At 28.0% G+C, this 14,936-nt stretch carries 8 protein-coding genes; 7 read left to right on the top strand and 1 reads right to left on the bottom strand.

The annotated features are described in order from the left end of the window. Position 1: 1 nt before the first annotated feature. A complete protein-coding gene (locus tag PYW35_RS09395) occupies positions 2–3,199 on the top strand; it encodes a CDP-glycerol glycerophosphotransferase family protein (RefSeq protein ID WP_204107840.1) in 3,198 nt (1,065 codons plus the stop codon). Between the two features lie 66 nt (positions 3,200–3,265). Here PYW35_RS09395 and PYW35_RS09390 read toward each other — a convergent pair whose 3' ends face one another. Then, entirely contained in the window at positions 3,266–4,693 is a 1,428-nt protein-coding gene (locus tag PYW35_RS09390) for a glycosyltransferase family 2 protein (RefSeq protein ID WP_204107839.1), read from the bottom strand. Between the two features lie 140 nt (positions 4,694–4,833). On the opposite strand from PYW35_RS09390, the gene PYW35_RS09385 reads away from it, so the two are divergent. From PYW35_RS09385 to PYW35_RS09360, 6 genes are all read left to right on the top strand, one after another. Beyond that, entirely contained in the window at positions 4,834–6,507 is a 1,674-nt protein-coding gene (locus PYW35_RS09385) for a CDP-glycerol glycerophosphotransferase family protein (protein WP_204107838.1), read from the top strand. A gap of 14 nt (positions 6,508–6,521) precedes the next feature. Continuing rightward, positions 6,522–7,688: a glycosyltransferase gene (locus PYW35_RS09380; RefSeq protein ID WP_103323669.1), complete on the top strand. Its 1,167-nt coding sequence runs from the start codon at positions 6,522–6,524 to the stop codon at positions 7,686–7,688. A 197-nt stretch (positions 7,689–7,885) separates the two neighbouring features. Then, the gene (locus PYW35_RS09375; RefSeq protein WP_107559490.1) at positions 7,886–9,871 is read left to right on the top strand and encodes an acyltransferase family protein; all 1,986 of its coding nucleotides are present in this window, start codon (positions 7,886–7,888) and stop codon (positions 9,869–9,871) included. A 170-nt stretch (positions 9,872–10,041) separates the two neighbouring features. Next, a complete protein-coding gene (locus tag PYW35_RS09370; RefSeq protein ID WP_016911275.1) occupies positions 10,042–11,325 on the top strand; it encodes a nucleotide sugar dehydrogenase in 1,284 nt (427 codons plus the stop codon). A gap of 18 nt (positions 11,326–11,343) precedes the next feature. Continuing rightward, positions 11,344–12,288: a hypothetical protein gene (locus PYW35_RS09365; protein ID WP_103323419.1), complete on the top strand. Its 945-nt coding sequence runs from the start codon at positions 11,344–11,346 to the stop codon at positions 12,286–12,288. After that, complete coding sequence (locus PYW35_RS09360) at positions 12,288–14,918, top strand: glycosyltransferase (protein ID WP_204107837.1); 2,631 nt, start codon at positions 12,288–12,290, stop codon at positions 14,916–14,918. The genes PYW35_RS09365 and PYW35_RS09360 overlap by 1 nt, the downstream gene beginning before the upstream one ends. Positions 14,919–14,936 lie beyond the last annotated feature (18 nt).

The raw sequence follows: 14,936 nt of genomic DNA, 5'->3' as shown, positions 1-14,936 counted from the left end.
AATGAAAATATTAAATATCTATCAAGAAAATGAATTATTAGTATTTGAGTTCGATCAGACTATTGATAATATTGTAAATGTTTATATAAAAAATGAATTTGATGAATTAAGTTTTACTCAAACGAATGTCAAAAATCAATTTAAAATAAACTTAAGCGAAGTTTTAGAAACATTTTCACAGTATGATAGAGAAACAATTTTCTTTCTACTTGAGAAATCAGATGGTATAACTCAATCTATACAAAAAGTAAATGTTAAAAAGTATAAGTACGACATACAAAATTTCGAAACGATTATAAATGATGAAGCAACAATTACGCCATATTTAACTAAAAATGGCATTATCCAATTCACATTAAAACCACAACTACCAGTTTCAACATATTTCGCTAGAAGACATATAGATAAAATTATAATAAATAATAAACAGGCATTTTTAAAAGGTAAGTTTTCAATTCAAAATTCTACCCTTGAGTATGCCAATATAATAATTACTTCAAGGTTAAGTGAGAAATTTATAGAGATACCTTTAGAACCGATAATATTTAATGTGTATAAATCATTAAATTCAATAAGTTATGATTTTGAAGTTGATATTATAGAGGAATTAAAACAATTTTTAAAAGATGAATTTGATTCCGAAGATATTATAGATATCTTTTTAAATATTAAAGTTAAAGAGTTTAAAAACATCATTGAGGTTAAATTAGGAAATCCGAGAATTATGGTAGAAAGATTTGCTAAAGGTGAAGTATCTATAGATGTAAATCATTCAGTTAAGACTGCCGTTCCGTATTTCACAATGAAAGGTAGAAACTTATCATTCAGAATTAATGAATATGCTAAAGAAGATTATGAAGCCTATAAAAAATTAATGCATGATTATCCTACTTTAATTAAGAATAATTTAAATAAGAATAAAGTATGGGTAGTAGGTGAAAAGTCGTATAAAGCTCAAGATAATGGATATCATTTCTTTAAATATATGAGAATGGAACACCCTGAGGAAGAAGTTTATTATGTCATAGATCGCAACTCTGATGAAAGAAAAAAAGTAGAACCATTCGGCAATGTTATTTATTTTAAATCTAAAGAACACTTTGAATTAATGATTAAAGCTGACGTAATTTGTAGTACACATCATACAGAATTACTTTTCCCAAGTCACGAAGCAAGTTATGTCAAGAAAATAAGAGCTAAACGTGTTTTCTTACAGCATGGTGTGTTAGGTACTAAAAACTTAACTCAAATTAATGGTAAACAACTTAAAGACTTTAATGTAGACATGTTTATCACAAGTTCAAAACGAGAAAAACAAATTGTTAATAGAGACTTATTGTTTGATGATTATCAAGCTAAAGTAACAGGTCTATCCAGATTTGATGAACTATTTAAAAATAATGTAGAAGAAAAGAATCAAATTTTAATTATCCCAACTTGGCGTGATTGGATTACAAATATTAATAGTTTATTAGAATCAGATTATTTACAAAATTATAATGATTTATTAAATAATCCGGAATGGAAAGAAATTGTTCAAACTAAGAATGTAGAAGTTATTTTCTGTTTGCATCCTAATATGCAAGCCTTTATCGAATATTTTGATATCCCAGAATATATAAAAGTGATTAGACAAGGGGAAGTTGATGTTCAGTTCCTAATTAAAGAAAGTAAATTGATGATTACAGATTATTCTAGTGTTGCATTTGATTTTAGTTTCTTAGAAAAGCCTGTTATTTATTATCAATTTGATAGGGATAGATTTATTGGCAATTTACCTTCACACATAGATATAGATAGAGAATTACCAGGTAAAATTATAGATAATGTTCCATCTGTACTGGAAGCAACTCATAACTACGTAGATAATGGGTTTAAAAACGAACAATCGATTATTAATAAAGCGAACAACTTTATAGAGTACAAAGATACTGAGAATTCAAAACGAATTTATCAAGCTGCAAAAGATTTTAAAAGAAGGAATTTTATAAAAGATACTTTGAAATATGATATCCTGTCTCAACATGTTTTTAAGCGATTTAGAAGACATAAGAAATATTTTGATACAATGTCATATATGAATAAGCTATTAGTTAAATTCGCCAAAATTGATGAGAAATTAATTGTGATTGAAAGCAATTTAGGAAAACAAGTTACAGACAGTCCAAAAATGATATATGACCAAATAAAAGAATTGGATAAAGGGTATAAAATAGTATGGGTTTCAAACAAAATATATCCATTTGACGATGAAAATGTAATAACGGTTAAAAGGTTAAGTCCAAGTTATTATAAATATCTATCAATTGCTAAATATTGGATTAATAATCAGAATTTCCCTCATTATATCGAGAAGAAAAAGAATACTGTTTATATTCAAACTTGGCATGGTACGCCTTTGAAAAAAATGTTGAATGATGTAGATGATTTTAAAGGTAGAGATGAAGGATATATTGATCGTATTAACAATTCTGTTTCAAAATGGGACTATTTAGTTTCACCAAGTCCATATGCTACAAATTGCTTTAAATCTGCGTTTAAATATGACAAAGAAATGTTAGAGGTTGGTTATCCTCGTAACGATGTATTTTATCAAAATGAGAGCGAAATAGAGAATAAGCAAAATATTATTAAACGAAAACTATCAATTCCTAAAGATAAAAAGGTTATATTATATGCACCTACATTTAGGGATGATGAAGTCTCTTCAGCTAAAAAACATTTAATTAACTTAAAATTAAACTTACATCAAATGAAAGAAAAACTTGGAGAAGAATATGTTTTACTTTTAAGACCTCATATTATAATTAGCAATAAAATTATTATTGATAAATCTTTAGAAGACTTTATTTATAATGTTGCAAGTTATGAAGATATTAGCGATTTGTATCTCATTAGTGATATATGCATTACAGATTATTCATCAGTAATGTTTGACTATGCTAATACTAAGAAACCATTGTTATTCTTCACTTATGATTTAGAACATTATAAAGATAATTTAAGAGGATTCTACATGAACTTTGAAGATGAAGCGCCAGGTCCATTATTGAAAGATAATGATTCACTTATTGAGGCTATTCAAAGCATTGAAGAGGTTAATGAAAATTATAAAAATAAATACAAAGACTTTTATGAAAAATTCTGTTCATTTGAAAAAGGTAATGCAGCAAAACGCATAGTTGAAAAAATATTTTAAGGCATAATAAAGAGCAGAAAAGACTCTGTAATTACTAGAGTCTTTTCTGCTCTCTTAAATTAAAATTTATTTATTGGTTAATTTTAAAGATAAATTACCATTAATAGTAGGATAAAACACACCGTTTTTATCTTTTAAGTTGGTCTTTTTATCATAACCATACTTAATATTTAAATGTTTAAAGCCTTCATAAACAATAATACAATTATAAATGGCTGCTTTTTTCTCATTAATTTTATCTTTCGGTATAGAAATAGTCATAATATTATCAGTGATTTCAAAATCATCAATGACAATATCTTCTTTATAATCGTTTCTAGACATGATAGATAAATTGAGAATGGATTCTTTTTCAACGCCATAAATACTAACTTGAATCTTTATTTCGTTCTTGGATTCTACAAGATTCAGTAAATTTGTTTGTTGAAAAGGTATAGAATATTTGTATTTCATATCAGTTAATTTTATTTCGTTTTGTTGATTATCAATTATTTTAGATCCTTTTTTTAACCAAGTGAAGAAAGATATAAATGTTTCAAAATCATTATTTTGAATATATTGAATAGCATCTTTGTATTCACTACTAATATGATTAATTACTTTATCTTTGATGAGTTGATTATTGAAGACATCGCTAATTTGATTGAAATAATTTATTTGCTCTGTTTTTTCACTATTCAAAAACACAAAACTATTACAACTTTTAAGTAAATCAAATTCTAAAAATCTATTTAATAGTTTTATGTTTTTTTCATTTACTTCTTGATCTAATAAGTAATCAATAATTTGTAAATCAGATTCTCTTTTTTTATAGAAATTAATTGATTTTGTTAAGGATTGATTAGAAGTTGTTCTATCTATAAATGAGCTATCATCAGTGATTGTAGAAACTTTAGTTATAAATTGACTGAGCTTTGTAAAAAACAATTTATCTTCGCCGAAATGCAAATCTTCTGGAAATATTATATTATTTTTTTGAATAATCGTAAGTTTCATAAATTTAGATGGCGGACCAAAGTGATTATAAATATAGGGAACCTCGTTAATGTTATAATTATAACGATTCTCATTACTCATAAATCTTGCGTGAACAGTTAATGAATTATCATTTCTACGTATTGTTCTGCCTATAATCATATCTGATTTAAGAAGCTCATCATCATTAGCAATCCTATCTAATATACCGGGTGCTAAATAGTCATCAGCATCTAAAAAATATACGTATTTACCAGCAGCTTCTTTTATACCAGTGTTTCTTGGTTTAGAAGGGCCGCCAGAATTTTGGTCTAATACTATGAGTTTAATGTTTTTTGAATCGTATTTATTAACTAAATTTTGTGTGTTGTCTGTGGAACTATCATCAACAACAATAATTTCATAATTTCTTGAATCTAACGATTGATTTAAGATAGAATCAATAGCGCGTTCAATTTTATCTTCATTATTGTAAGAAGTAATAATAATTGAAAAAAGCTTTTTGCTTTTAAATAACATAAGTAAACTCCATTCGTTTCTAAAAATTTGAGGATTTAAATATAATACAGAGATTTCATATTACATTATTAATATAATGTAATATGTATAGTTAATGAAGTCAATTTATTGTATTAATTTAATGATATACGAGGTGTAAAATGATTAAAGTTATAGATTTTCATGAGCAATTGGATTTAAAAAGCTTTATAAATTCATATTGTCGTGAAGCGAGTCATATTATTTTAAAAGATAAAAATACTCAAGTTAGAGATGAAGCAGTAAATCATACAGCATTGGATGACCATACTTTTATAGTTGACTATACGAACAATGGTTATTATACAAATGATAGTAGATATATGGGGAAGGCATTTATAACAGTTAATGACTGGTTTAATAATATAACGCTTCAACCAAATATGATCTTTCGGAAAGAAGATTTAAAGTGGCTAATTTCAAACGTTGAATGGGAAAACATTTTCGATATTACATTAAATGCTTTGATTTATTTAGATGAAATTAAAATAGATTCACATGTTGTATTTAATTTTAATCATCAAAATAAACCTAGTGCACAGTGTTTGAAGTCTTTCAAAGGACAAAACATTGATTCAGAGTCGAAATTTTATATTAATAAATTGGCAATATTAAGCTCTATAAAACCTGTGTTTGATACGAAAGAAATAAATTTACCGTATAATGTAAGAACGATAGACAAGATTATGTTGAAAACAAAATTCAAATTACCAAAAAGTGCTTATCAAAATTTAAATAAGAAAGCTATCCAAAAACAAATGCAATCTATCAATATTTATGAAAAAGATAAATCACAATTAAAGCCTTATATTGTATTTTTAGGTTTTGATTTTGGATATAGAGGTAATTCGAAATATTTGTTTGAATATATAACTGAACATCATTCTAGATACACAGTGTACTTCGTTACTAAGGATAAAAAAGGTGCTCATTTTATTTCACCAGATCATGCTTCTATAAATGACGTGATAGAAAAAGCTAGCGTCGTGATACTAGAAAGTTATTTACCAGATCATATTAAACCTAATGGTACGATTATACAATTATGGCATGGTACACCATTGAAACGATTATTCTTAGATAGTAAAGAACCGAAACAGAATAATGATATTTATAATTATAGAGCACGTAAATACAATAAGTTGATTAAGCAAGATTATTTTATTACAGATGTGGCATCAATCAATTATGTGTTTGAATCAGCTTTTCCAATGCATGAAACTAAGATAGTGTCATGTGGATATCCTAGAAATCAATATTTATTAGAATATCAAACTAATACGAATGAAGTAGATCATATAAAACAACTGTTAAACTTAGATAAGGATAAAGAAACGATTTTATATACACCTACATGGAGAGACAATAAAGAAAATGATTTTTTACTAGTATTTCCTGAAGAAATAAAGTCTAAATATAATATCATCTACAAATATCATGAAGAAGATCAATCGAATAAACATAAAAATGATATCGATATTAACCAATTTGAAACTCAGCAGCTTATATTAGTATCTGACATTGTCATTAGTGATTATTCTTCTATTATTTTTGATGCATTAACGATTGATAAAAAGGTATACTTATATACACCTGACTTTAAAGATTATGATTATCATCGCGGTCTATATAAACATGTATATGAATTAATTAACGAGAATCAATACTTTGAAAAAGCGCTTTTATTCAAAGCTATAATGGATAATCAATATAATATGATTAATGATAAATATATCAACAAAAATAATGATTCATACGAAGCTATCACTCAACTGATAGAAGATGCTATGATCTGAAATAGGGGATTGTTATGAAGTCTTTTACATTTTTAGTTCACAATATATATCATATGGGCGGTACAACGAAATCAATTTCAAATTTGGCGAACATATTAAGTGAAAAAGGTCATCCTGTAAAAATTATTTCAGTTTTTAAAGCGAGACAAAAACCATACTTTGACTTGAATGAAAAAATTGAAATAACATCGATAATTGAATATAATAAAACATTTAAAGGATTAACTAATATATTGATGAATAGAATCAATAAATATACGCCTATGCTTAAACCGAAAATCATTCATCCATCTGAACCAGGATTACATCAATTTTCAAGCTATATAGAAAAACAAATTGTTCGAGAGATAAATAATGTTGATACAGATATTATTGTAGGTACTCGTGCAAGTTATAATTTACTCATTGCTGAATATGCACCTAATGATGTTTTTAAAATTGGTATGGAACATATGTATTTGCATGCCCATGATGAACAATATCAAAAAGATATTTTGCGCACTTATAATAAGCTAGACTTAGTTACAACATTAACAAACGAAGATCAGCAAGATTATCAACATGGTTTGTCTCATACAAAAGTTATAATCGTGCCAAATATACTTAATGAAATTAAATATGATGTTGAAAAGCACAATGTTATTGTGGCGGCTGGACGTTTTGAACAAGAAAAAGGATTTGATTTGTTAATTGAAAGTATTAACTATATACAAGAAACAATGAGGGAAAATCAATATCATGTAGAATTATATGGGGATGGACAAGAAAAAGAAAACTATATCCAAATGATTCAACAATATGGCATTAGCGATCTCATCGAATTAAAACCAACAACAAATCAACTTTCTAAAATACTAGCCAAAAGTAAAATCACTGCAGTTCCTTCAAAAGTTGAAGGATTTGGCTTAGTCATTTTAGAAGCAATGTACCAAAGCAATATTGTCGTAAGTTATAAAGGGTGTTATGGTCCAGAATATTTAATAGAAAATGAACGCAATGGCTATTTAATTGAACAACAAAATGTAAAATATTATGGCAATCAATTGGCATATATAATGGGAAATTATAATACTGATGAAATACAAAAAATGATTGAACAAGCTCAAATAAGAAGTATGCAATTTGATGGTGAAGCTATATATCATCAATTCATTGAAAATATTAATCAGTATATTCAATAGGAATATACTTTAGACTGTCGACAAATTTTCATATTTTGTTGGCAGTTTTCTTTATATTATAGGAATCCTTAACAATTCAATTGTTAGGGATTCTTTAATTGAGTATTAAGATATTGTAAATATCATATATTTATCTTTCTAATAAATATTTAGATAGATATACTAAAATCTGTATTATATTAAAAGGAGTTTTTCATATGCAGACAAAGACAATCAATATAGAAAGAAAATTCAGACCAGAGATTGAAGGTTTAAGGGTCGTTGCTGCACTGTTAGTAGCAATTTATCATATATGGTTTGGGAAAGTATCGGGAGGGGTCGATGTATTCTTCGTAGTCTCAGGCTTTCTCATAACGACATCAATCATTTCCAAATATAATAAGGAAGGCTCTTTTAAATTCTTACCTTATATTAAAGGTTTAATAAAACGATTGTTTCCTTCAGTTATAACGGTGTTGCTCACGACGGTTGTATTGAGCTTTTTCTTATTACCACAATCCATATTAGGTAAAACGATAAAAGAAGTGATAGCATCATTGTTTTATTATCAAAATTGGCAATTAGCTTTATCGAGCACTGATTACTTAAATAAAGATCAAATGAAAACACCCGTAGAACATTTCTGGGCTATGTCTATACAAGGACAGTTTTATATCATCTGGTTCTTATTATTTAGTTTAATATTTGTCATATTTAAAAAGAAACAAAATTTAAAAATTATTAATGTCATGAATTTATTTTTAGGTACTTTATTTATTGTATCTTTGATCTATTCCATATATTTAACACAAGTAAATCAACCATGGGCATATTTCCATACATTTACAAGAGTTTGGGAATTTTCTTTAGGCGGATTGTTAGCAATTAATTTATCGAAAATTAAAATAACGAGTTTAATGGCTAGTATTATAGGTTGGCTTGGACTCATTGGCTTAATTTTAACGGGCATTATTTTCAACGTATCAACAATGTTCCCTGGATACATAGCATTATGGCCAATGCTGTGTGCAGTATTTATTCTCGTATCAGGAAATCATGAAACTAAATTTGGTGTTAAGAAATTTTTAGGATCATCATTTATGGTTAAATTTGGTGGGTTATCCTTTGGATTATACTTGTGGCATTGGGTTATCCTTTCATTTTATCAATATCACAACAATGAAAGACCTGGACTAGTAATAGGTGTTGGTATGATATTATTATCATGGTTATTATCATATTTAATGACTAAATATATCGAAAAACCGATACGAACTGCATCTTCTGATAAAATATCATTTAAAAAGTTAGGTATAGGATTAGCTATTAATTTATTTGCAGTAATGGCATTATATTTCATAGTGTTTAATAATCCGTTAGAGAAAGAAAAAGTTGCGCTTAGTAATGATTACCCAGGTGCAATGGCTGCAGAAAAACAACTCAACGTAAAAGATGATGTGGACGTCATACCAGAATTTTCGGAAATTAGAAATGAATCACCAGACTCATCTAAAGACAAAGTTCACCAAAAAATTGGAGAATCAAAAGTTTTAGTGGGGGAATATGGCAAAAAGGAAAATTATGATAAGACGATAGCATTAGTTGGTAGTTCTCATGCACAACATTGGCTTGGCGCTTTACAAACAGCTGCAAAAGAAGGCAATTATAGAGTGTTAAATATGACTAAGAGTGGTTGTGTACTCACAACGCAAGATAGTGATAAAGATTGTGAAGATTGGAATAAAAACTTAATCAAAGAAATTGAAAAACAAGACATAGATTTAGTTGTTACGACAGCGGATTCCAGTACAGATGTAAAAGGAAAAGTAGATCCATTACAGATTAAACAATTTGATAACATAACAGCAACAAAAACACCGATAATGGCGATAAGAGATAATCCACGTTATGAATTTAATGTTCCAGAGACATTAGACAAATTCGGTGAAGAAGAAACAATCAAAAAAATGAATGCAAAACAACGATTACCTAAAGTATCTAAATGGAATAAACTTGAAGAAAAGCCTACAAACACAAAATATATAGACTATACACCATACTTTAAAGAAAATGGTAAGTTTGTACCGATTATAGGAAATGTTATTGTTTATATGGATAAGGGCCATATCTCAAATAGCTATTCGAAAACATTTGGACCTAAATTAAAAGAAGATATTGAAAAATACTTTAAAGAACTCAATTAACTTTGAGTTCTTTTTTATTTATTGATTAATTGTAAACATTGATAAAAGAATGTAAACCCTTCTTTAAGTATCTGTTAATCAACTGTTTATTGCTTTAATAATAGTTACAATATATTTAACATTACAAAAGTAATAGCTTAACAATTTAATTATAAAAGGATGGATATAATATGAAATTAACTACTATTGGTTTAGGATACATTGGATTACCAACCTCAATTATGTTTGCGAAACATGGTGTAGACGTTGTAGGTGTAGATATAAATAAAGAAGCAGTAGATAAATTAAATAATGGTCAAATTCATATTGAAGAGCCAGGTTTACAAGAAGCATATGAGGAAGTACTATCTCAAAATAAATTTAAAGCAAGTTTAACACCTGAAGAAGCTGATGCATTTATTATTGCAGTACCAACTCCAAATAATGATGATCAATATGAATCATGTGATATTTCATTAGTTATGGGTGCAGTAGAATCTATCGTTCCATTTTTAGAAAAAGGAAATACTGTAATTGTTGAATCGACAATTGCACCAAGAACTACAGATGATCATGTTAAACCATATCTTGAGAGCCAAGGTTTTGAAATTGGGAAAGATATATTTTTAGTACATTGTCCTGAAAGAGTGTTGCCAGGAAAAATATTACATGAATTGATTCATAATAATAGAATTATTGGTGGTATTACTCCGGCATGTGTCGAAGCGGGTAAAGAAGTTTATGGCACATTTGTTCAAGGCGAAATGATTGAAACAAACGCTAAGACAGCTGAAATGAGTAAGCTTATGGAAAATACTTATCGAGATTTAAATATAGCACTAGCGAATGAATTAGCTATGGTATGTAATCAATTAGATATCAATGTACTAGAAGTTATTAAAATGGCGAATAAACATCCTCGTGTAAACATTCATTTACCAGGCCCAGGTGTTGGTGGTCATTGTCTAGCAGTTGATCCATACTTTATTATTGCAAAAGCGCCAGAGACTACGACATTAATTCAAGAAGGCAGACGTATTAATCGCTCAATGCCTCAATATGTTATTGAAGAATCTAAAAAAATATTAGAAACATTAAATGGCAATAAAATAGTCGTATTTGGTTTAACTTACAAAGGAGATGTAGATGATGTAAGAGAGTCACCTGCATTCGATATTTATAATGATTTGAGAAAAGAAGAAAATCTGATTATTGAAGCTTATGATCCACACGTTGAATTAGGTTTTGTTGAAAAAGATGTTAAGAAAGCAGTTAAAGATGCCTCACTTGTCTTAATATTAAGCGACCATTCAGAATTTAAAACGTTAGTTGATCAAGACTTTGATGGCATGAAAGATAAAATTATATTTGATACTAAAAATGTTGTTCAAACTAAATTTGAACAAGTTAAGTATTATAACTACGGTAATTTATATACATTCGGAAAAGAAGTAGCGTATTCATTTAATAAGTAAAGATTGAGGGGTCTTCGTATGATTGACGTAAAAAATCCATTTATTCAAAGCGGATTAAGCTTTCAAATTATTTTAATAGAACCAGAAAATCAAGAGATTTATGATGTGGATGATGATGAAATTACAGTAGGACACGCTTCTGATTATTTAAACAAAGCTTTAAAAGTTATTTCAGTTAAAGAAATTGAAAGCGAACTTTACGGTCTGATTGTGAGAGGTTCGAATATTATTGGATGGACTAAATTAAATAACTCTATCAAATTAATTTCAAAACCTATCGATACAATAAGAGTAGATTTAACAAACTTTACAACGCCACAAATAAATAGAGCGTTAGGTTTTAAAGTAGACTATAACTTGTTATTCCAAGAAAAAAACTTTTCATCTAGAGCTTTATATTTATATGAAGGTGAAATTTTAGAAGCCATATTTAATAAAGGTACATTTACTGGATTTGTGCACACAAAAGATATTGATAGAGCTGTCATGGTAAACACTAAAGCAGCTATAGAAGATTCTACTATTTTTTATCAAGACAGTGCGAAGAATAAAACGATTGAACTTTCTTTAGATGAAGAACAGTTCGACTTTAATAACGTGAGTATCGATATGGTATTTTTAAAAGCGCGTTCAGCAAGAGTCATCATCAAAAAGAAAAAATATTGGATAAATTTTTCTGATTTAATAGATAGTCAATTTATTGATGCTTTAGAAAGCAGTAGTTATGAGGATTATAATGAGTTAGAACTGGAACAATTAGATATGATTACTAACTTTCAAGAGGAAAGAAAAGAATCTAAATCCGCTATTGTGCGTTTAATAAATGAGAATATTACATTACAAAAAAGTAATAAAAAAGAAGATAAATTGCAGTATGAAAGATTATATCATAATTTGAGAAATTCTAAATTAGGAAAAATCCAAACAAAATACTGGGGTTGGAGAAATAGGAGGAAATCGTAATGTCTTCAAATAAACCAACAAAGCTTGAAAACAACAATGCACTTCAAACAACGAAAGAAGAATTAGTTAACTTTGATGATAAAACTAAAGTTGAACAACTAGAAGAAGTGTTGGATATTGTGGAACAAGATTATATGTATGGATTATACAAATTGAAAAAAGTGAAAGATTATACGAATCATCATAACTATTATAAAAAAGTTGCTGATGAATCGAAATTAGATTTCCTTGATAATCATCAACAACACATTTCGAAATTAAACGATTCTAATGAATCGAGATCATTTGTGAAAAACAAATATAAAGTTGGATTAATCGCTGATGAATTTTTATATAACTCGTTTAAAGATATAGGTAATATCGTGTATATAGATAGTGAATTCACTTCGCTCAGTAACGATATGGATGTATTAATTGTTGCAACTGCTTGGAGAGGCATAGATGGCAGTTGGACAGGTCTAGCATCTGTTAATAGTGAGAAGAGAAGAATGCTAATAGAAGGTATTCAAAAGGCTAAAAAGCTAAATATTCCAATTGTATTTTATTCAAAAGAAGATCCGGTTAATTTCCATTTATACAAAGATATTGCAACGGAATGTGATATTATTTTAACTTCTGCTGAAGAGGTTGTAGATGATTACAAAGCATATTGTCAAAATGACAACGTTCATGTCCTTCAGTTTGGTATTAATCCTCATTATCATAATCCGGTTGGTTCTAGAAGCCAATATAATAAATCGTTTAAAAATGATGTTATATTTGCAGGAAGTTGGACTGAAAAATATCCAGTCAGAAACCAAGAATCAGCAAGGATTTTTGATGAGTTAATTAATAATGAAAATGATTTAACGATAATTGATAGAAATTTACCGTTAAGAAGATCCCGTTATCAGTTTCCAATGAAATATATTCCATTTTTAACAATGCCAATTGATCATAATGAGCTAATGAGATTACATAAAGTATATCGATGGGCAGTAAATGTAAATTCAGTTAAATATTCAGAAACAATGTTTGCTAACAGAATTTTTGAATTACAAGCTTTCGGTAATTTAATATTATCTAATTATTCAGTAGGTGTTAACAATCAATTTCCTAACGTATTCATGATTAATCATAAAAGTGATGTCGCTCCAATTATGAATCAATATAAAGAATATGAAATTGAAGATATGCAGGCGAAGAGCATTAGAAGTGTCATGAGAGACAGCACAACTTATCATAGATTAGATGAAGTCTTGGCGCATATAGATATTAAACCAACTCAACAAGAACAAAAAGTTTTAGTCATTGTAGATCAATTAACAGATAAAATGAATGATATATTGAATCGCCAACTATATGTACAGTTTGATGTAATTGAAGATAAACAAAAAGTAGATGACATAAGCCAATTTGAATTCGTTACTTTCATGAAAGATTCTATTGAATATGAAGAATATTATTTAGAAGATTTATTATCCGCTTTTAAATATGTTGATGTCGATTTTGTTACTAAAGATCAACAACACGAGGCGCACCAATATATCGAGGAAGCAAAAGATAAATATTTAACTATGTATCATAAAAATATTGTAGATGAAAATTTAAATGTATCTCATTCAAATAATGGATACAATTTAGACCAATCCGAAATTTACCAAGATAATTTATATGGTCAAAATCATCAAAAGAAAAAATTAAGTGTTATCATTCCTATTCATAATAATGGGACATACTTAGAAGACAAATGTATGCGTAGTTTAAGAAGGTCATCAATTTTTGATGAAATGGAAATTATTTTTGTTAATGATGGCAGTACGGATTCAGAAACAATTTCTATTATTAACAGATTGAGAAGAAGGTTCCCGGATATTGTGTATTACGCTTATGATCAAGGATCAGGCAGTGCATCAAGACCAAGAAATAAAGGGGCGGAACTTGCAACGACTGAATATATGACTTATCTTGATCCTGACAATGAAGCTACAGGTGATGGTTATGCAACATTATTAGAAGAAATTGAGATGAATAAAGATGTAGATATGGTTGTCGGAAATATTATTAAAGAAGACAATAAGCGTAGAGCGTTGTTTAATTATGCTGGAACAGTAATGAAATATAATGATGGAAATTTATTAATTGAAGATCCAAAGAAATACATGAAAAAATGTGGATTACGTGCACAAAGTATTCAAGCTTTAGTGATTAAATCGAATATTATTAAAGATAATGAAATACAAATGATTGAAGGTGCAGCAGGTCAGGATACGTTGTTCTTCCAAGAATTGATGATTAATTCTAAAAAAGTAAAAGCAGTTACGGATGTCATTCACATGTATTATGCAGCAGTGTCAGGTTCTGTAACGAATTCAATTTCTAAAAAATTATTTGATAAGTATTATGCATTAGAAATTGAAAGAATTCCATTTTATGAAAAACATGGACTGCTTAATTCATATTTAGAACATAGATTTAACTTCTATGTGAAAGGTTGGTATTTACCAAGACTTGAGAAAGTTAAGGCTGATGAAAGAAAAGAAGCGGTTGAAAGATTTTTAGAAATTTATAGTTTATATGATCAATATAAACGTCCAGATGATCACGATTTAATTCAATATATTGAAAATCTGAAAAAAGAAGTTCAGTAAACGATTCGTGTATGAAAA

This window comes from Mammaliicoccus vitulinus (genome assembly GCF_029024305.1).
In the GTDB taxonomy this organism is placed as follows: Bacteria; Bacillota; Bacilli; order Staphylococcales; family Staphylococcaceae; genus Mammaliicoccus; species Mammaliicoccus vitulinus.
Note: the sequence above shows the minus strand (reverse complement) of the source record. Positions and strands in the feature narration are given on the sequence as shown.

Coding starts and splice junctions, on each gene's coding strand:
- PYW35_RS09395 (WP_204107840.1), top strand. CDS start 2: ATGAAAATATTAAATATCTATCAAGAAAATGAATTATTAGTATTTGAG.
- PYW35_RS09390 (WP_204107839.1), bottom strand. CDS start 4,693: ATGTTATTTAAAAGCAAAAAGCTTTTTTCAATTATTATTACTTCTTAC.
- PYW35_RS09385 (WP_204107838.1), top strand. CDS start 4,834: ATGATTAAAGTTATAGATTTTCATGAGCAATTGGATTTAAAAAGCTTT.
- PYW35_RS09380 (WP_103323669.1), top strand. CDS start 6,522: ATGAAGTCTTTTACATTTTTAGTTCACAATATATATCATATGGGCGGT.
- PYW35_RS09375 (WP_107559490.1), top strand. CDS start 7,886: ATGCAGACAAAGACAATCAATATAGAAAGAAAATTCAGACCAGAGATT.
- PYW35_RS09370 (WP_016911275.1), top strand. CDS start 10,042: ATGAAATTAACTACTATTGGTTTAGGATACATTGGATTACCAACCTCA.
- PYW35_RS09365 (WP_103323419.1), top strand. CDS start 11,344: ATGATTGACGTAAAAAATCCATTTATTCAAAGCGGATTAAGCTTTCAA.
- PYW35_RS09360 (WP_204107837.1), top strand. CDS start 12,288: ATGTCTTCAAATAAACCAACAAAGCTTGAAAACAACAATGCACTTCAA.